This window comes from Coprococcus sp. AF16-5, assembly GCF_003479365.1.
GTDB lineage: Bacteria > Bacillota > Clostridia > Lachnospirales > Lachnospiraceae > Coprococcus > Coprococcus aceti.
Genome location: NZ_QUGZ01000001.1, coordinates 91,822 through 112,122, shown reverse-complemented (window position 1 = coordinate 112,122; position 20,301 = coordinate 91,822). Strand labels below are relative to the sequence as shown.

The window sequence follows — 20,301 nt, the reverse complement described above, 5'->3', positions numbered from 1 at the left end:
ATCATTAATCACTCAACTTCATGTAATCATCTACCGGAATTCCACCCATGCAGATAATTCGTACATCATCCCATCTTTCTTTTAATGATTTTCCTCTATAAATTGTTGCATTCACTAATTCATCTGCTGTTAAAAATTCCGTTCCATTAGGAATATCACACAATCCAGCCCAGTAGGGTTTATCGTACTGTGGAAGGCAACCTATATAGTGTTCTGGTTCACTTATTTCACCAACAAAATAGAAGGATGTTTCATTCATAATTTCGCCTTTTCTCAATTCTGCCAAGAAATAGTTAAAATCTACTGCATTCAAATTATATTCTGTATGGTCCATATACTATATCCTCATAATAAACAACCATCACCGACGGCAACAAAATCAAAACCAAATCAGATGGATAACAAAAATCCGACCACTTTGTACAAAAAAGATTAATTGGCAATTGCAAGCCATTTTCACAGTCATAATATACCAATATCTTGTCCACATTTAATTCACTAAAAAATGTTTCAAAAGCTTCTCTGGTTTTATCTTCATTCTTTCCCCACTGGCAATCTTTAATTAATACTGGAGCACTATGATGAACGATATCGTTTATGTATGCACTCTCTTGAAATATTTCCTTTTCACAAATCCGAATCCATTCCTTCTCTACTTCATCCTTGGATATAACACTTATTGTAGATAGTTCCTGTTCAGATAGTACTGCATATTTTTCATCGCTAAATCTCCAATAATATTTGAAATCTTCAATACTCAAATAATCACCTGCTTTTTCTGCAATTTCTTTAACTCATCAAAGGTATAATCCCTATAATTTTCACCCGGCTCCAGAATAGAATTTGTCGTTGCCGGAATCACCTTTAGCAATTCATTCACATCAATGTCTTTCGGAAACGAAACAATATCCCCGTGTTCGTTTTCGTCCTTATGTGCACAGAAGATAAATTCTCCCGCTTCCCAGTCGATAGCAAATGTATTCATACATCCAACCGCATCTAAATCCATTAGTTCCTCATGATTTGCTATAAAATTCTCATATATGAATTCAAATAATGCATCCTTTTCAATTTTAATGATTCTACATTCATTGTCCTTCATCTGTCACACCTCACAACAGTTTTTGAAATCTGCATATTATATCCACTCTCCATAAAACCATATATTCGATTTCGTATAATAGTCTTCATCATTGAGTTCTTCTATATATCCAATCTCAGGCAACTTTGTCATGATTCCTCTTTCTTTCGCAAAGGAACGCTTATCATCCACTCTCGTCCATATCTGATAAGGTCCTTTCCTGTCCCAAAAGGAATTATAATACTCCTCATCATAGAAAATAATAATCTGGGATTCCCGTACATCCGGATAGGTTATAGCTGCTACTACCTTACAAAATGGTAAATCCTTCGGCTTGTTACCGATAATTTCCTCGGTCTTTTCAAGCCATTTCTTACAAAATGCAGTCTTAATCTTACCAGAGGTTTTAGGTTTCGAAAGCCATGGTCCGCATGGTACGTGAAAATGCTCGTATGAATCCTCTGTATCTTTGAAGGGCAAATCATTTGCATTTTTAAATGGATCTATTTTATCCATCCATCTTAACAGTCTTTTAAATTTTCTCTGATGTCCTCTGGATTTGCTTCGAATCATATATATTGACATTTTGCTTTCCCTTCTGTATCTTATCTGGCGCCATCCATCCACGAACCATATGCCTGACTTTCAATGTATTTTAAATTCAGCTTTTCATATTCCTCTATGGCATCACACAATCCCCTGTCGTAAGATTTACACAGCATCATTACATTATCATTTTGATAATAATCTGTATTTATGCGTACTTTCTGCCTGGTTTCCTTGGGATTATAATAGATGACATATTTCTTATCGCAATACTCCGGTGCAATGGTTTGACCTTCTGTAAGTATATTTTCCAGCTGTAACTTAATATAATTTCCCATATCAATCCCCCTAAGGCCGTCCCTGCTCCACAATCATCTCTACATTTTCAAACACATCCACAAACACCTGCTTTGCTCTTTCCAAAAGCTTATGACATACCTCCGGTTCCTGAAACAAAAAGCTTACACGCAACTCTATTCTTTTTACATCAGGATATTTTTCTTCATATTGTTTGGAATCTATGTACCAAATATAATTATTGAGTTTCTCCTGCAACAACAATAAATGTCGATTCATATCTGACCAGTCCATTCCATCTGCAAGAAGAAGTATCAAACTTGAAGTTTCCTGTTCATACGCCAAGCCATCTATGGTATCTGTATTTTCAACGTTCAGCTTATTATTGTTATTCTCTAACTCCATATCATCACCTATTCCATTATTTTCCGTATTTCCTCTGCATTTTCTTTCAAATAGCGATATTCACTTTTATCCGCCAAATCCAAATATTTTTCAAGTTCAGCCGAATGAATAATATGCAACACATGAAGTACCACAATCTTTTGGTACTCTGATGCATAAGCATCATCCTTATATTTATCTCTCCACCAAAAATCTATTGCATACTCCTCGGCTTTGTCCGGGTAAATATAAGCTAAGGATTGCAAAGCAAGACGCTGTGTATACTCATTATCAACCTGCAAAAAATCGAATATCAGCTCCCTTATTTCATCCTTACCATTACAATCCTTCAGACTCTCTGCGAATTGCCACTTTGCATTTATGTAATCAGTAGACAACACTTTCTTGCATAATAATTCGTACCACTCAGGATAATCTAATAACATTGCTACAATACGGCTACATTCGTTATCCCTTGCAATCCCAAATAAAATATCATCAAGCATCTGCTTCGAAGCTTCATCACAGGACGTGGTCTTAATTATATCAAATATAACATCACACATATCGTCAAATTCATTTAAGTCAATCTCCCATTCCCCATTGTCGCGACTTTCGCTCCAATCCGGATAGTCTTTATTCGCTCTTTTTATAAATTTGGCAATACACTTATGCAATTTTCTTTCATAATTATCAAACATATCTTACCTACCAATCAATAGCTTTATAACACATACAACTACGCTACTTGTACAACCTACATTTTACCATGTTCAGGAGGTTCATTCCATTTATATTTTCTATATTTTTTATTAAAGGGCGAACTGTAAATTACAACAATTCGCCCACAACATAACAATATAGCAAATATTACGTTTTAATAATTACTACCTTGTTTCTCTACTCTTCTGTACGCTGATACTTCTCGAATCATCTCTTACACCATAGTATTTCTTACGATACTGATATTCAGCCATAAATTCATCATACACAGTCATCTTATAACGGATACTATTCATCTTCTCTCTCGTATATCCCATACGCTGACAGTAAGCATTATATTCTGCTGTATAATCATCTGTAGGCACAGGTAGAAGCGAAGCACGTTCTTCCATAGACAGCTTAGTATAATCAATCGTTTCCGGAAAAACCTCTGTATCTTCTGATACTTTTTCTTCTGTCTCAGGAATTTCAACATCTGCTTCCTCTGATACTACAATAGCCAGTAGCTCGTCTATTGAAGCAGTCTGAATAGCTGCGATCTTAGAATCCTCTACAGTCTCAGAAATCTGCTCTTGTATTGCTTTCTCTGCGTCCTTCACTTCCGCAAATTCCTCATAAGACATAATATCTTCCTTTGCCATCTCCAAAGTCACATCTGCTGTATCTTGGTATTTGATATCTTCCAAATAATCCATATACTCCCACTTCCACTTATGGGTAGAACTGGAAAGCTGGCTTAACACCATATCCCAAAGTTCTACTGCTCTGGCAGCTTTTTCATGATACAGTTCTACTGCCTGCTGTCGCTCAAACTCATCTTTGGTCATAACCGGTGCTGTAAGCTCCCCTTCCATGAATCCGGCTGCATCATTTACATTTATAAACTGTGATTGCAGATAATCCACATAGTCTTTATTCCAGTCCTCTCTTGCAAGCTCTTCACTACAATAATCCTGACAAATACGATTTCTGTCAAATGCCAGTTTTCTTTTCCGCGCAAGAAGCTCTCTCTGCTTCTGCTCCTCCTGTAGCTGTTTCTCCTTCCTTGCAGCCTCTTCTCTGGCAAGTGCCTCTGCTTTTACCCTTGCTACTTCCTCAGCAATGCGACGGGCTTCTTTTTCCGCATTACGCTCTGCCACAACCTTTGCAATTCTTTCTACAAGGTCAGCTTTGCCATAACCTTCTCCCAGCTTATTTCCTCGAATACCCTGCTTCATACCCGACGTGGAAAATGTCACTGTTTTATTCGTAACACGAATCTTCCAGTTATACATAAATTGCAGACATTCAACCATTTGCTCAAAGGAATCCACGAAAGGCAACAGCTTGTCTATGGTATCCCGAATCAATTCTCTGTTAGAAGTGACACCAACACCGTCCTTGGCATTCTGATTCATCAGATTCTTTTCCACCCAGTAGTTGTCCGTGTGCTTCTTAGCAAGCAAATCTACCTGTCCTAAACCCAGTCGGATACACTTCTCCATTACCCACTTTTTTGCATGGAACATCATCTTCCCGGTGCTTTTGTGCTTACAGCCCAGCTTCCATTCACAGGGTTTCTCATGCCACCTGCTCTGCTTTCCGGCATACTTTCTGACAGAATTGATAACCATGTGAACGTGCATATTCTGACTGCCATTGTGACCATCCGGATGAACTGCCACCACTGCCTGATGCCCCGGTGCGAATACCGAAAGCCATTGCTTGCCAAATTCCAACGCCTGCTCTATGGTAATGGGATCATTTGGCTCAAAGCTGATGATATAGTGATGCGCCTTTACATCCTTTACGGAATTATTCTTGCCATACAGACGATTGACCTCGATACATTCTGCACCAAAGCTGTCCACATCACAGTTCACACCTACAATCAGATAATTCTCACGCTCTTGTATTCTGCCTTTTTCATCCAACACAGGCTTGTTGGTATATTCATCAAACTGGCAGGTAAGATACTCCACCGCCGAAGAATAAAATCGGTTCTTTACTGAGATATGCTTCAAAATCGCCATTAACCTTCACCATCCTCTCCACTTTTGCGCCTACGCTTCTTTCCACAGGCAACATCCTCCAATGCAGGAAGTATTTTAAATTTCAAATCCAACAGCTCCCTTATGGCTTCCTTCAGTTCATAATAAATGCTGTAAAAATCTCCGCCACCATTTAAGTGCTTTGCTATCTGGTTCAGGTTGGAACCAATCTTGCCCAGCTGCATGGAATACTCCTTCAGCAGACTGGTATCACCATAACAAGGAAGCTTTCTTCCTAATGCACACCGTCTGATATATTCCGAGGTGCTAAGCCCGGTCTTTCTTGCCTTCGCTTCAATCTCTTCCTTATCCTCTGCCGAAATACGCATGGACATCAGAACCATATTCTCTTTCTTTTTATCTGTATTTCTCATAAATTCCTCCATTCCGATACACAAAAAAGCAGGTAAATAAATACCTGCTCCCTCGTACCTACAAAATATAAATTTTTAATTGCTACTCCAATAGAATAATTAAACTGCCGGATACGTCAGAAGATTTTCCCCGATGCAGATTCTGCATCTCCCCTCCCGTGCATAGCCTCGCTCCCCTAAGGTCGCTCACCAATGCGCTCGTTGCACTCACGGATATTTCCTTTAGCAGTCTGTTGCGGCTCGTTATAATTCGCTCGCCGAATATATGGAAATGTGTCATACACCTGTCTTACAGAAATCTGCTAATCACATTTCTCATAAGAAATCCTGCTATAGCCTCCGCATCATTTTCCTTAAGAAATCCTTCTTTCGCTGATGCGTGCCGACCTAAGTCGGCATGGGCTCCGGATACGTCGCATAAGGTAGAGCAAGTTCCGCCCTGTATATACACGGGCAGGAACTTGTTGGGGATTTGACATCCCCAAGCCCTAGCTTTTTCGCCTTATGGACATAAAAATAAAGCCTGCAAGCAGACTTTATTTTTTGCCAAAGGCTTGGCTGGCTTCGTAAGAATTTCGTATCACAGCTTTTCCCATAGAAAAAGAACTGTCTTACAGATAAGGTCATTTCCTCATACAAGGCACCTTTTTGTAAGACAGTCCGTCATACTGTGATTTTTCATTTTCTTACTCATCATCCATATCAAACAGACTTCCAAGCATATCTTTTGTGGCACTATCCATAGCATTGGAAGTATCTGCGGCAAGTTCATTATCGGGAACCGTTGGCTCCGGCACATTAGCTGCTACAGCAGAAGGCATTACATTCGGTACAGCAACTGTCATACCATTAGGAACTGCACCAGACATCGGCAACGTAGCCATAGGAACAACTCCCATATTCATCTGCTGAGCCATTGCTCCCAGAACTCCGGCAAACATATTGTTAGCCATATTCTGTGAGGACTCCTGCACCACCTTGGTAAATTCCTCTGCCATGCTTTTGATTGCCTGCTCCATCCATTCTGTGGTTTCCTTTTCCCGAATGCCCCTTTGCTCACTTTCCATAGCAGAAAACAATGCCTGCTTGATAAGCTCTGTCTGATTCAGATATCCCGGCTGGCTGGATTTTGCCTCCAGCCACGCAAGGATTTTTCTGTCACTTTCACATTTCGGATTCAACCGAAAAGATATTGCATTTCCCATAAAAGCCTCCTATCCCAGATTTTCTGCAAGATAACGGTAGCCGATGGCATTGGCTTTCACATCCGTTACATACTGGATGTTTCTGCCCTGCGCTCTGCCAAAACGCTTCATCACACAGGTGCCACCGCCCACATACACAATATTCTCATGCATTAAATCCACCTTAATCTCCCGAAGCTTCGCTTCCACCTCGTCTGCATACTGCTGTAAGCCCTTCTCAATAAAAGGGATAAAGTCAGCATTTACATTGGACTGCTTTCCACGGATAACATCAACAATGTCATCCTCCGGCATTTCACACTTTAACTTGGGAAGGGCTTCCTTTTTGATACGCTCAATGGTGGTAATCAGTCCAAGCTCATAAGTACAGGCATCCTTATCCATAGGGATTCTGTCACGGACGCTTAATATATCCAAGGTCCAGGAGCCCAAGTCCACACATCTGAGTCTGTCCATATCTCCCATACGGTTCGCAATAGCTGCATAACACTGGGCATAAATCTTTACCTTATCCATGAAGAAAGAATAATGCACTCCCTCAAAGGTAAAAGAAATACGCTCCTTATGCCACAGATAATCACGAAACTCCTTACGCTCCGCACCAAACAAGGTCAGAGGCACACCTGCATATAATTCCACATGAGAAGCCGCTGTCTTACCCTGATACTGCAATTCCTTGGCAATCCCTGCAAGGGTCAGCAGAAAATAGTTCTCATTCTCTGTCTTGGTTGCCTGCTTTCCAAGTCTGCCCTGTCCTACGATATACTTTTTCCCTTTATACTCCAAAAGTCCGTTCTTGGTAAGAGGCTCATAATCCACCGGAACTATAGAAGTCTCCATAAAAGTATGCTCGCCCTTAATGGAACTCCAGCCATGATCCAGTGTAATTTTAACAGGTGCCATAGTTGTTTCAGTCATAAATAAATTTTCTCTCATAAAATCCTCTCTTTCTCCGGCATAATAACCGGTCTGCATAATATTTTTGTTTTGTGTTGCAGTCGCTCCTGCATTAGTGATACTTGTAAACAATCTCTCCATAAATAACCTCCTCCGCAAGCTGTTTTGCCTGCTCTCTTATTTTCCACATTTCCATAGTGGAATGTGCATCCTTTGGCTTATGCTTCACCAGATACTTCTCTACAATCCTATCTAACATCTCATAAGCCTCCTCATTTACTTCCTTTGCCCTAATCAGAAGCTGACCCAGCCTAATATGATGACGATACCTGTCAGGGTGGTTTTCCTTCATATAACAAATCCACAGATGACCGTATTTTCCGATATCGGCGGCTGCTACAACCGAAGCCGTATCGGATTTCGTATCAGTATCATCCATACCGATATTCGGATACAAAATACCATCCACCTCTGTATAAGTACCTCCCAGCTTCTCAAACAATGAAATTTCATTACTCATAATCTTAACTCTCCTTCCATAATCCATTTGAATTTTTGATAATAAAAAAAGCCCACATACCTGCATTTCTACAAGTACATGGACTTATACTTTTATCATCCTCATCTGATGATTCCTATTCGTTTGTACTACACACTTTACTACACACTTTTTATGATAAACTACACACTTTTACGATAAGTTACGATACTTTTGCGATTTCTGTAAAAGTGCTGTAAGCCTTGTAAATACGGCGTTTTTCGAGGTTTGGGAGAGTCTTCAAAACAGGACAGCCAAGAATTCTATAAATTCCTTCTTGTACTGTTCCATGTCTCTGCGAATCCTCCTGTTTTCAGGCTTTTTTGCCCTTTTTCCTACACATACTACCATAATCCATATAAAGATTCAATTATTTATTGGTGTACGGCTGTGATATGCCTCTTTCCCTGCATATCTCCACATACTTTTCTTTCTCCAGCGGCCTGCTGCACAGATACCCCTGTATACAAGCCAGTCCCATGCTGCTGAGCGCATCCGCCTGATCCTCGGTCTCCACACCCTCAGCTATACAGAACATTCCCAGTTCATTGCACATGTTTATGAGATGACACATAACCGTGCGATCCACCGGATTGACAGTTACGTCATTTATCATGCTCTTGTCGAACTTGATAATGTCAAATCCCATATGGGCAAGCATGGCGACATTTGAGTATTTTGTTCCAAAATCGTCCATCGCTATGCGGAATCCAAGCTCATGTATATTGTTTGATATGTTCACCAGTGTATCATGCTCCTGCTCGCTGACCGATTCGGTTATCTCTATCTCGACCACATCATGCGGTATTCCGTACCTGTCAACCACTGCTGCTATCTGCTTGGCCACATTGCTCTCTATAAGCGACATTCTGGAAAAGTTACAGGATACCGGGATGTATGGCATTCCCTCTTCATGCCATTTTGCCAGATCTCTGCACACATTCTCAAGCACGTAAAAATCCACATATTTTACAGTCCTGCTCTTCTCAAGCCTGTCGATAACATCCGCTAAGTCATCATTTCCGGAATATCTTACAAGGGCCTCTGCCCCACATATCTTTCCTGACGGATACAGCATCTTCGGCTGATAAAGGACATAGAACAGTCCTTCCTCAAGTTCCTTCTTCACCATATCCTTTTTCAGCGTATTCCACTTCACCGAATGACAGTCCTGCTGTTCATACCAACGCTGTTTCTCAGAATACAGGAGATTTGCCGCATGATCCTCCATCCTGCGGACGTCAATGTTATAATCTGTCCAGACATACCCGCAACATGCCGTGAACTCACCGTAGAGCAGGTTTTCCCGCAGTCTTGATGCATATACGTTAAACTTCAACTGCTCAATGTTCTCGCATATGATGATAAAGCTGTCATAACCCATGCGGAACACCCTTTCGTCCGGAAACGTCTTCCTTATCCTGCCGACAAGCTGCAGGATCACATCGTCCGCATAATCCGGACCGAACATCTCCGCGATGCCCCTTATCTCATTGATATCCACAGCCACAAGTCCAATACTGCTCAGATTCTTTCTGCCTCTTATATAGTCTATGTAACTGTTCCTGTTAAAGCATTTTGTCTGCTTATCGTGGGTGAACTCAAACTGCTGGTCCTCCTTCAGATGTCTCTGATATATCTCACTTCCGATAAAAGCAGCGAAGTTCTTCATGAGTCTTATGTTTCCATTGTGCTTCTCCGGATTGAACACAAATACCCTGCCGAGCAGTTCATCGTCCACTATGATCGGGACCGCATACAGTGACCATATCCTGCTGTCACTCAGCATCCGTGCAAATTCTGTTTCAGGATTCCTTAATGGATGGGAACGGTCCACTATGAGAACCTCGTCCCTGAGGACTTCCTTCTCCAGTTCATCCCTCATTTTCTGTGTGACAAGAGCCTTCAGACCATCCTCTATCGACTCCTCATCTGATGATTTCCAGTAATAAAGCTCCCCTGTGCCATCCTGTCCATACTCCACAAGGCAGGCGTTCTTGGAATTGTAGAAAGTTCCCATCACCTCGAGCAGACTGGTATATTTCTCCTCACTGCTCTGCTTTGAAGTTATATTCGCCATGAAATTGACAAGGGCATCCTCTATGTCATAGCTGTCCGCCAGAACCTGTGTTGTCTTATCTATGTCAGACACGTCAACTGCAATCTCAAGCCGGCTCTTTCTTCCGTGCCAGTCAACTATCTTATCCTTCACCACATACAGTCCCTTTGCCTTGCTGTTGTAGTGATTCCATACATAACTCTGTCCGGGAACCAGTATCTCATTAGAACAAAATGGGCACTGGTCATCACCGCCCTGGGTTATCTCAAAGCACTTTTTACCCTTGTAAGAATCGTCGTTCTCCGCAATTCCAAGACTTCTCTTCGCCGCCTTGTTGAGGAAATACATCTCGTGGGTCTTCATGTCAGCAACATATGCTATATCAGATATCTCATCCAGCATAAGACCTTCGTCATCATTGTATGTATATCCGCTGTGATGCGAATCACATGAATGCATATCCGCTGAGTCGGCATAGTCACAGTAACGGTTCTTGCCGCCCCTCTTTGCTGCGTACAACGCCTGATCCGACTCACTGTATAGAAGGTCAAAATCTATACCACCCTCTATCCTGTGGATACTTATTCCCATCGACATAGTATGCGGCAGACTGCAATTGATCGTGGTGAGTCTGGTCTGTATATTCTCAGCCAGCTTATACACGTCCTCTCTTCTGTCGACTATCGGGATAAACAGTGCAAATTCATCGCCGCCCAGTCGTCCTGAGAATCCTCCGGCTGCCGACGCAACCTCCTCCAGCGTCACTGCAACATCACACAGAAGATCATCTCCCGCATAATGTCCAAATGCGTCATTTATATGCTTAAAGTCATCTATATCCATGATATAAAAAGCGCACAGTTCACCCGGGAAAGACTCTAGCATATCCGTAATCTTGTGCTGAAATGTGACATGATTGTAAAGTCCCGTCAGAGAATCCCTCTCCGCCCTGAGCTGAAGCTCCTGACTTTTTATCTTCTCATCGTTTATGGAGTAATATTTGCCGAATATCTTGCGAACCTTTTTCTTGGAGTCCCTGAGAGGAACAAAGAGCACTCTGTACCACTCACATTTGCCTCCGCCATCCAGATCAAGGCGCAGATCACCCATCAGCCTGTCACAGCTATCCGCATCCGCATCAAGGATCTTTCTGAACATGCCGGTCACGGCGTCTCTGTCGTCAGCGTGGACTATCCTGTTAGTGTCGATACCCTTATAGAAATTCTCATATTTCATGGTGGTGACCATCTCACCATCCACGACCTTCTCATTTATCAGAGTATCCGTCGGGACATCGTACACGATTATGGATTCTCCGCTTCCCTGAAGTATCAGCCTGAGCATCTCAGACTGCGCCTTGTTCTCCAGCTCCGCTTCCATCTTGCTTGTCACATCGATAAACACCGCACACAGTGCGATGATTCCCTTTTTTATGGACATGACAGAAAGGCAGACCTGTATCCAGAAATATCCCCCGGTATTCACATCCGTAAAGCGGATGTCACGCACCGTGGTCTTGTTACTCGTTATGGTCTCCAGGATCTGCTTCTTAAGGGCAGACCGATCCTCTGGAATGGCCAACATCACGTAGTCACTGGCATATCCACTCATCTGATCCTCGGTCACATTGAACAGCTTATAAAAGCTTTTGCTCATGTACCTGACAGCCGGCTTATTCCCGTGAAGTTCAAATATACCCACACCGCCTGCCAGATTGTCAAGAGTCTTCTCAAGCATCCTTGCGTGATCAGATATCTCCTCGCTGAGCTCCTCATTTCTGCCAAGCGCCTCATCCAGTTCCATGCGGAGTTTTTGTGCATATTTTTCAATATCTATGTTATCTTCCATAACCCAACACCCCTTAAAACTCTTACAGAAGACTTATATCGTTCTATTTTACACAGCCTATCAGCTCATGGATATCGCTGATGGAATTCTTCTTCATATACTCCTCAATACCCTTTATGATCTCCACTGTTGCATAAGGATTGTGGAAGTTGGCCGTTCCAACTGCCACCGCACTTGCGCCGACCATAATCATCTCAAGGGCATCTTCTGTGGTAGCCACGCCGCCCATTCCGATGATAGGAAGCTTTATTGCATTTGCCACCTGGTATACCATTCTGACTGCTATCGGATGGATCGCAGGGCCTGACACACCTGCAGTCTTATTTGCCACTGCAAATGTTCTTCTGTTCACATCTATCTTCATACCTGTCAGTGTATTGATGAGTGATACCGCATCAGCACCACCAGCCTCTGCAGCTCTGGCCATCTCTGTTATGTCTGTGACATTCGGACTCAGCTTCATGATGATAGGCTGCTTTGCCGCTGCCTTGACTGCCTTTGTTATATCGTAGAGCGCATCCGGCTGCTGGCCAAATGCGATTCCGCCCTCTTTTACATTCGGACATGACACGTTGATCTCAAGCAGATCCACATCACAATCGCCAAGCTTCTCAACGCAGTCAACATAGTCCTCCTTGGACTTTCCACACACGTTTACGATGATCTTTGTATCATAATCCCTGAGGAACGGTATATCTCTCTTCTTGAACACATCGATTCCAGGATTCTGAAGTCCTATGGCATTCATCATGCCGCCATAAGTCTCAGCTATACGTGGTGTCGGATTGCCCGGCCATGGCACATTTGCCACGCCCTTGGTGGTTACTGCACCGAGCTGTGAAAGATCCACGAACTCGCTGTACTCCATGCCTGAACCAAATGTTCCTGAAGCTACTGTTATTGGATTCTCGAGAGTCACACCCGCTATATCCACTGACATATTGATCTTATCTGACATTACAGCTCCACCTCCTCAGCGTAGAATACAGGTCCATCCTTACAGATCCTTCTGTTGTGCACCTGTGAGTGCTCATCTATATCCTTTGTCTTGCATACGCAGGCAAGACATGCGCCCACGCCGCACGCCATCTTCTCCTCCATGGATATCTGGCACTCGATGCCCTTCTCCATGGCGTATGACTTTATTCCCCGAAGCATAGGAGTAGGGCCACATGCATATATGACAGCACCGTCCACGCCGTATTCCTTTATGGCATCTATTACGTTGCCCTTCACACCGTGCTGTCCATCCTCAGATGACATATACACCTGTGCGTATGGCTCAAATTCCTCGTTCAGGAATATCTCATCCCTGTAGCCGAGCACGACTGACTTCTCACAGTCAAGCTCTTTTGCAAGCTGTAACATAGGTGGGATTCCTATACCTCCGCCTATCAGGATCGCCTTCTTGTCCGACTTCATGAAGCCGTTGCCGAGAGGTCCCAATATATCGACCGTATCTCCAGCCGCAAGCTGTGAAAATTCCTTTGTTCCAAATCCAACCACTCTGTATACAAGGCGGAGTGTTCCCGCCTCCCTGTCTATTCCGCAGAGGCTGATAGGTCTCGGGAGCATCTTGCTGCCATCGTGAGTATATACAGACACGAACTGTCCTGCTATAGCCTGTGAAGCTATCTCTGGAGCTTCAAGCACCAGACTGTATACATCAGTGGCAAGAGTCTCCTGGCTGGCCACCTTTGCTGTCATCTTAAGTTTGCCCATAGTCTTCCTCCATCATCATTCTATTATCAGTGTACGGCGGACAAGCCCGGCTCGCCGCACACATTCCGGCTTAATTACGCATCAAGTGCGCCGTTGATATCCTCGATCATGTCAACTACTGCCTGTCTTGAGGCATCTGCATAGTTCTCAGCACCAAACTGTGCATACTTGTCCTGCTTGTAAGCAGCTATGATTCCTCTTGATGAGTTGACGATCGCACCGAGTCTGTCCTCATTGAAGTAGTGTACAAGGTCTGCAGCCTTACCCCCCTGTGCTCCGTAACCCGGAACAAGGATAAATGACTTTGGCATAACCTTTCTCAGAACCTTTCCCATCTCAGGGTATGTGGCACCGACAACAGCTCCAACCGCTGAATATCCTGATTCACCTACAACATCGCTGCCCCATTTGTCAACCATATCTCCGACTATCTCATAGAGTGGACGTCCATCCACAAGTCTGTCCTGGAACTCACCTGATGATGGATTGGATGTCTTGACGAGAACGAATATACCCTTGTTCTCCTCCTTGCACACATCCACAAATGGCTTGATTCCGTCTGTTCCAAGATACGGGTTTACTGTGATGAAATCCTCATCAAATCCAGCATATGTCTTGCTTCCCACCTGTACCTTTCCGATATGACCAACCGCATATGCTGTTGATGTTGAACCTATATCGCCTCTTTTTATATCTCCGATAACGACAAGTCCCTTCTCCTTGCAATAGTCAACTGTCTTCTTGAATGCCTTGAGTCCCTCGATTCCGAACTGCTCATACATGGCTATCTGTGGCTTAACTGCAGGTATAAGATCATATGTAGCGTCAACTATTCCCTTGTTGAACTGCCATATAGCCTCACCAGCGCCCTCAAGTGTCTCGCCATACTCTGCAAATGCAGCTTTCTGGATATGCTCCGGTACATAGTTGAGCATTGGATCAAGTCCAACTACTATAGGTGCATTTGTCTTCTGGATATTCTTTACTAACTTGTCTATCATGATATTTTCTCCTTAAAAATTATTTTTTCTCTAAAACTGTTCCTCGTCACAGGCATAGCTCCCGATGATCGTAAACTCCTCCGTCTCGTTCATGAGCTGGAACACTAAAGCCTGTATATCCTTCTTCAGTAAATTGGCAGACAGCTCCACATAGAATCTGTAATTCCAATGCTCCTGCCTGTTTGGCGCCGAGTGTATCTCTGTGAGGTTCACCCCGTAATCAGAGATCATGGACAGTACGCTGCTGAGACTTCCGCTCTTATTCTTACATACGAACATCACCTTCAGCCTGTTGTGGTTCTCCTCCACTATGAGGTGGTCTGCAAATGTGACAACCTTCTTGTTGTGTCCATTCTCATTTACAATGTTACATCTGTATATATACAGCTTGTTGTTGGTGAGCACCTCGTGAAGCGCATCCGAAACTCCGTAGCTTATGTCCTCAAGTATTCCCATTCCGGCGTCTACCTTGCCAGTCTTTATGAGCTCATACACCTCATCGTATGAGTCCACCGCAATGACCTTGTCCCTCGAGCATCCCTGACAAATGTACAGCTCCGGCTTTATCATCGCCACCGCATCTATGTCAGGCTCCTTCACATCATACTCCACATCTAGGCAGTTCCTGAGCTCCAGAGTCCTTCCATACTGGTACTTTCTGCTTATCTCCATGATTCTCTTGATAAGCGCCGTGTACTCCATCTTGATGTTATCATCCACATCCCCTGTGAGATTGGATATGATGGCCTCCTCGCGGTCTGGCTTATATATGTCATCCTCGGTCTCTGCCTTGACCTGAGCAACATTGTCCGCAAGAACCATTCTCTCCTTGAAGAGCTGCTTGATCTCCTTGTCGACCCGGTCTATGTTCTTTCTAACATCTGCTAATGTCATTCTGCATCCTCCAGTCAGCATCGGTAATGTGATGCTCATAGTCTTTTTTAATATACCATCTGCCCCACTCTAATTCAAGGCTGCCAATACTAAATGCGCTCTAAAAAGGCCACAGGAAAAGGAACATAACCGCTGCCACCAGCACTATCCCTATCACAAAGCCCATTATTATCCTTCCCCTTGTGCTCTTTGATCCCCATATAATAAGAAGAGCTGCCAGTGCGCCGCACATATCTATAAGCACATCCGTGCCCCTGCCTGCCCTGTCAGCGACAAAGAGCTGATGAATCTCATCGGAGCACGCATAGACAAATGTTATCACAACTGACCATATATACACGCCAGCCGAAGTCATCCTTCCGCCGGCCTTTCTGACCGCCAGGGCCAGCAGAGCCAGAAGGATTCCATATTCCGTCATGTGTGCACCCTTTCTGACCATGATCTCCACCACTCCCGTCATCCTGTCAACCACGGGCGCGGAATCATTTCTCACCTTCTGGAACAACCCCACTATAAAGTCTGTCATGGGGTTGCTCACCGCCGACGAGTCATCTCCTGTTCTGGACGACATGTAAAATATGAATATCATCCACAGCACTGCCGGAATTATATATATGTACTTTTTCTCATTCTTTTTTGTTTTCTTTGCCATAAAATCATCACCATGAATGAGTATACCATAAAAAATGTCTAATTTTTTTTGATTTTGCCTTTTTTACTTGAAATATTTGTTTTTTACCTGTACTGTAGAAAAGTGAGGTATTGAAGTGGTTATGTATAATTCATAACAAATAAAAAAAGTGAGGTAACATTATGGCAAGAACAAGGAAAAAGGGGAATCCCATCGTATCAGCAGTTGTTTTCGGTATATTCGGAATAGTTCTTTTATTCCTGGGTATACGAACATTTATCGGTTTACACGGAAAGCTTCTAAACGTTACTACATGTGACGAATCGGAAGTTAAACCAGGAGTGTATGTGGAGGGAACACTCACCTACGGATACGGAGCTTACATTGAGAAGACTACAACGTACAATCACGTGGTCACCAAGACCGACGGATACTACTATCTCGTTGATATCTGCGACAAGAATGAAGACGGCTCAAAAAGAGACACATCCAAGTGGATCGGAATATCGATCTCCAAGAGTGATGACGCCAAATTTGACGCGATCTCATCTGCTGACGATGCAGAACCAGTCTACATAACAGGAGTCATCCGCAAGAACAGCGACAAGGTGCAGGGCTTCCTTGACGACTACATCACCAAGTATGTCGACGCATACGCACAATATTATGGATACACTCCTACAAGTGAGGACTATGCGACCGCAAAGGCAGAAGCTTTTCCTTACTATATAGAGATGGTTGACTCTTCAGATTACATATTCAAGCTTGTCCTCGGAGCTGTATTCCTACTGGCAGCAGTGATCATGATCCTGAAGGCAACAAGAAGCAAGAACACCATCAGCGCATCTGCACAGCCAGCAGGCACAGGTTACTATGACGGTACAGGCGATTTCAACGGCGTGTACACTCCGGGCAGCACAGGCAGCCCAAATAACGGCAGCTATACACAGCAGTACGGCACTACAAACAGTGGCAGCTACGGCACTGCAGAACAGACACAGGCACCGCAGACGTCTTACAGTGATCCGTTCTACTCACAGCAGCCGGCAGCTTCAGAGCAGGATGCCCACGCATCTAATCCTTATACAACAACAAGCTCAACTACATCTTCCTCTTCCTTCAGTCTCAAGAAAGATGAGTAACAATTAAATAGCACACATAAATCTAAAAAAGGTATATACGGATCGCAGCCTGACTGCTTTCCGCATATACCTTTTTTAGATTTATGTGTAAGACTGACTATCCTTATGAATAATCTTTACCTTCTTCTTACTTACCGAAGTATCTGTCAAGAAGTCCCTTGAGAGCCTTGCCGTGTCTTGCCTCGTCTCTTGCCATCTCATGAACTGAATCATGGATCGCATCCAGATTGTTCTTCTTAGCGCACTTTGCAAGATCTACCTTTCCTGCTGTTGCACCGAACTCGCAGTCAACTCTCCATGCAAGATTCTTCTCTGTTGAAGCTGTCATGTTCTGCTCAAGGTCTGATCCAAGCATCTCTGCGAACTTAGCTGCATGCTCAGCCTCCTCGTACGCTGCCTTCTCCCAGTAGAGACCGATCTCAGGATAGCCCTCGCGATGTGCTACACGAGCCATGCAGAGATACATTCCAACCTCTGAGCACTCTCCCTCGAAGTTAGCCTTGAGCTGCTCGTAGATATACTTCTTGTCCTCATCGCTGATCTCTGGATTGTTCTTAACTGTCTCAGCATATACACCAAACTCATGCTCTGCTGCAAGTGTGAGCTCTCCCTCTACCTTCTTGAACTTATCTGCTCCTGCGTGACAGATAGGACACTCTGCTGGTGCCTGCTCTCCCTCATAGATATAACCGCATACTGTACATACAAACTTTGCCATAACTTAATTCTCCTTTTCTCTTTTAAATAATCTAATCAATATCCATCATTGATCGTTAAAATATATTCTGTCTTCTTTGTTGATGTTTATTTATCAACTATATCTTATTATACCTATTTTTTGATCAAAGTCAACCCCTATTGGGAACGATTCTTAATTATTTTTTTAGTAGGTTGTTGATTATATATACAAGACTTGTAAATTATATACATTACATTATTGGGATTACATCCTGTTAAGGTCCAATATAAATAGAAAAAGAGGATCGATACATTCATATATCAATCCTTCTTATACTCTTCTGTATATTCTCTATATGTCGCTATATAGCATCATTATCCGGCTAGCTCTGTCCCAGCATTATCTTCTTGAGAAGATATTCATATCCCGTGATAGGTATAGGCTTGCTGTAGTAATAACCCTGAATGTAGTGGCATCCCCACTCTCTCAGGTATTCCTTCTGCTCAAATGTCTCAACACCCTCCGCAAGACTTCTGATTCCCAGATGCCTTGACATGGCAAGGATATCCTGTGTCATGAGCATGTCCTTGTTGTTCGGCTCGCCGGTGGCTATTCCGTCAATAAAGCTCTTGTCTATCTTGATTATATCCAGCGGCATATCCTTAAGAAGTGCCATACTGGAGTATCCTGTTCCAAAGTCGTCCATGGATATCTTGAAGCCCTCAGCCTTCAGATCCTTGAGCACCTTTATCAGATACTGCACGTCAGCGAAATCTGCACTCTCAGTTATCTCAAAGTCTATAAGCGAGTGATCCACTCCGTATTCATCGACTATATCACACAGTATATATATAAGATCCGGTCTCGATATCTGGTGTCTCGAGAGGTTACAGGATATCGGGTAGAGCGGGTAGCCAAGCTCCTTCCACTCCTTGAACTTCTTGCACACCTGTCTCAGCACATATCTGTCTATGATGTCTATAGTTCCGTCAGTCTCAAACTGCGGCACGAAATACTTCGGCGAGAGAATATCTCCGCCCTTGTAGAACCATCTTATCAGAGCCTCAGCACCGGTCAGGGTGTCGTTCTGTGGATTGTACTTCGGCTGAAGATATACCATGAGATCCTCATTCTCTATGGCATCCGGGAGCTCCAGCTTGTACTGCTGTGCCATGATGTATTCCTTCTTCATCTCCGATGTGTATATCTTTATCTCATTTACATTGGTCTTGATACACTGGAGGTGTGCCATCTGCGCCATGTCCTCAACGCGCATTGACATGTTGAGTTTCTCGAATTCATCATAGAATACGATACCACAGCTATAGAATATCTTATACTTCCTGTTCGACGGAAGCTGTCCTATCTCCTCAAAGAATGTATATAGCCGGTTCATTATCTCATCCTCCGGCATATACTTTATAATCATGGCAAAATCGTCACTCTCACACTTTGCAGAGTACAATATCCAGTCCTGCTTGGTCATAGCGTCACATATATATCTGAACAGATCCTTCGCCACCTCACGGCCCATAACATTGTTGATGAGCCTGAAGCCCTTTATGTCGAATCTGGCAAATATAAACTGATCCAGTCCTATATATTCACACTGCTCAAGCTTCTCCTTGAGCCATGTCCAGTTGTAATGTCCGGTGGCAGGCTCCCTGTATGCTATCTCATAGAGATCTCTCTTACTCATGTTGTCAAGAGTCAGCATCTCCTCCGTCTTGGTCTTCTTGGACCATACCGGAATCTCCACGCACAGACTGTCTGCGCTCTCCATGTAACATATATATGGAAGCTTGTGGTTAGAAACAATGTGCAGCTTCTCCGTCTCTATATACAACTTGGCATATGAATACGCCATGGTCATGAGTCTCGGTATATCCTCTATCAGAGATATATCAAATCCCTTTATATCCACAACGTCGAATCCCGGAACCGTGATGCTCACACAGTTCTGAGGAACCACCTCCATATCACTGTATCCTATCTCCACTCCTCCACACAAACGCGAATATCCGGCGTCCATCATCTTCTCAGGCATATAAAACAAAGCCCTGTTTGCCAGCGGCCTGTATATGTTGCTAAAGCACTTGTACCAGTCATAGCCATTCTCCTGACAAAAATCGTCAAACCCCTCTGACTCTCTGGACCTCAGCACGTAAAGTTTTCTCTTTGGTTTGTATGCCTTTGACCATTGATGTTCCATAATATATCAATTACCTCTGTTCTGCCCTAAGGCCATAG

General features: G+C 43.4%; 21 protein-coding genes. 1 reads left to right on the top strand and 20 read right to left on the bottom strand.

Annotated elements, in window-relative coordinates:
- Positions 1–4: 4 nt before the first annotated feature.
- From DWW70_RS00455 to DWW70_RS00370, 18 genes are all read right to left on the bottom strand, one after another.
- Positions 5–334, bottom strand: a complete 330-nt coding sequence (locus tag DWW70_RS00455; protein ID WP_243003549.1) for a hypothetical protein — start codon at positions 332–334, stop codon at positions 5–7.
- A complete protein-coding gene (locus tag DWW70_RS00450) occupies positions 315–761 on the bottom strand; it encodes a hypothetical protein (protein WP_158564587.1) in 447 nt (148 codons plus the stop codon). Before DWW70_RS00450 ends, DWW70_RS00455 begins: the two co-directional genes overlap by 20 nt.
- Entirely contained in the window at positions 758–1,102 is a 345-nt protein-coding gene (locus DWW70_RS00445; protein ID WP_118017456.1) for a hypothetical protein, read from the bottom strand. Before DWW70_RS00445 ends, DWW70_RS00450 begins: the two co-directional genes overlap by 4 nt.
- 36 nt (positions 1,103–1,138) lie before the next feature.
- Positions 1,139–1,666: a DUF3916 domain-containing protein gene (locus DWW70_RS00440; RefSeq protein ID WP_055144767.1), complete on the bottom strand. Its 528-nt coding sequence runs from the start codon at positions 1,664–1,666 to the stop codon at positions 1,139–1,141.
- A 20-nt stretch (positions 1,667–1,686) separates the two neighbouring features.
- Positions 1,687–1,965 (bottom strand): hypothetical protein, encoded by a 279-nt coding sequence (locus tag DWW70_RS00435; RefSeq protein WP_055144769.1) that lies wholly within the window; start codon positions 1,963–1,965, stop codon positions 1,687–1,689.
- Positions 1,966–1,975: 10 nt separating this feature from the next.
- On the bottom strand, positions 1,976–2,329 hold the full coding sequence (locus DWW70_RS00430) for a DUF6572 domain-containing protein (RefSeq protein ID WP_117874275.1): 354 nt from the start codon (positions 2,327–2,329) through the stop codon (positions 1,976–1,978).
- A gap of 8 nt (positions 2,330–2,337) precedes the next feature.
- Positions 2,338–3,009, bottom strand: a complete 672-nt coding sequence (locus tag DWW70_RS00425) for a hypothetical protein (protein ID WP_055144775.1) — start codon at positions 3,007–3,009, stop codon at positions 2,338–2,340.
- 186 nt (positions 3,010–3,195) lie between these two features.
- Positions 3,196–5,043, bottom strand: a complete 1,848-nt coding sequence (locus tag DWW70_RS00420) for a relaxase/mobilization nuclease domain-containing protein (protein ID WP_015534769.1) — start codon at positions 5,041–5,043, stop codon at positions 3,196–3,198.
- Entirely contained in the window at positions 5,043–5,435 is a 393-nt protein-coding gene (locus tag DWW70_RS00415; protein WP_015534770.1) for a plasmid mobilization protein, read from the bottom strand. Before DWW70_RS00415 ends, DWW70_RS00420 begins: the two co-directional genes overlap by 1 nt.
- A 686-nt stretch (positions 5,436–6,121) precedes the next feature.
- On the bottom strand, positions 6,122–6,640 hold the full coding sequence (locus DWW70_RS00410) for a hypothetical protein (protein WP_015534771.1): 519 nt from the start codon (positions 6,638–6,640) through the stop codon (positions 6,122–6,124).
- Between the two features lie 9 nt (positions 6,641–6,649).
- On the bottom strand, positions 6,650–7,678 hold the full coding sequence (locus DWW70_RS00405) for a ParM/StbA family protein (protein ID WP_118649079.1): 1,029 nt from the start codon (positions 7,676–7,678) through the stop codon (positions 6,650–6,652).
- Positions 7,650–8,057, bottom strand: a complete 408-nt coding sequence (locus DWW70_RS00400; RefSeq protein ID WP_015534773.1) for a TnpV protein — start codon at positions 8,055–8,057, stop codon at positions 7,650–7,652. Before DWW70_RS00400 ends, DWW70_RS00405 begins: the two co-directional genes overlap by 29 nt.
- A 388-nt stretch (positions 8,058–8,445) precedes the next feature.
- Positions 8,446–11,982: an EAL domain-containing protein gene (locus DWW70_RS00395; protein WP_118649078.1), complete on the bottom strand. Its 3,537-nt coding sequence runs from the start codon at positions 11,980–11,982 to the stop codon at positions 8,446–8,448.
- Positions 11,983–12,025: 43 nt separating this feature from the next.
- A complete protein-coding gene (locus tag DWW70_RS00390) occupies positions 12,026–12,928 on the bottom strand; it encodes a dihydroorotate dehydrogenase (RefSeq protein WP_199669316.1) in 903 nt (300 codons plus the stop codon).
- An 11-nt stretch (positions 12,929–12,939) separates the two neighbouring features.
- Complete coding sequence (locus tag DWW70_RS00385) at positions 12,940–13,704, bottom strand: dihydroorotate dehydrogenase electron transfer subunit (protein ID WP_118649076.1); 765 nt, start codon at positions 13,702–13,704, stop codon at positions 12,940–12,942.
- A gap of 74 nt (positions 13,705–13,778) precedes the next feature.
- Positions 13,779–14,705 carry an orotidine-5'-phosphate decarboxylase gene (gene pyrF / locus DWW70_RS00380; protein WP_015534777.1) on the bottom strand — a complete coding sequence of 309 codons (927 nt, stop codon included), beginning with the start codon at positions 14,703–14,705 and terminating at the stop codon, positions 13,779–13,781.
- A gap of 30 nt (positions 14,706–14,735) precedes the next feature.
- Positions 14,736–15,599: a chorismate mutase gene (locus tag DWW70_RS00375; protein WP_117549095.1), complete on the bottom strand. Its 864-nt coding sequence runs from the start codon at positions 15,597–15,599 to the stop codon at positions 14,736–14,738.
- 100 nt (positions 15,600–15,699) lie between these two features.
- On the bottom strand, positions 15,700–16,251 hold the full coding sequence (locus tag DWW70_RS00370) for a VanZ family protein (RefSeq protein WP_055273512.1): 552 nt from the start codon (positions 16,249–16,251) through the stop codon (positions 15,700–15,702).
- 161 nt (positions 16,252–16,412) lie between these two features.
- Between DWW70_RS00370 and DWW70_RS00365 the strand changes: the two genes are divergently transcribed.
- Positions 16,413–17,372, top strand: a complete 960-nt coding sequence (locus DWW70_RS00365; RefSeq protein ID WP_117874278.1) for a DUF6709 family protein — start codon at positions 16,413–16,415, stop codon at positions 17,370–17,372.
- A gap of 127 nt (positions 17,373–17,499) precedes the next feature.
- Here DWW70_RS00365 and DWW70_RS00360 read toward each other — a convergent pair whose 3' ends face one another.
- Positions 17,500–18,090 carry an NADH peroxidase gene (locus DWW70_RS00360; RefSeq protein WP_055224152.1) on the bottom strand — a complete coding sequence of 197 codons (591 nt, stop codon included), beginning with the start codon at positions 18,088–18,090 and terminating at the stop codon, positions 17,500–17,502.
- A gap of 343 nt (positions 18,091–18,433) precedes the next feature.
- Positions 18,434–20,263 carry a GGDEF domain-containing phosphodiesterase gene (locus tag DWW70_RS00355; RefSeq protein ID WP_117549097.1) on the bottom strand — a complete coding sequence of 610 codons (1,830 nt, stop codon included), beginning with the start codon at positions 20,261–20,263 and terminating at the stop codon, positions 18,434–18,436.
- Between the last annotated feature and the right edge of the window lie 38 nt (positions 20,264–20,301).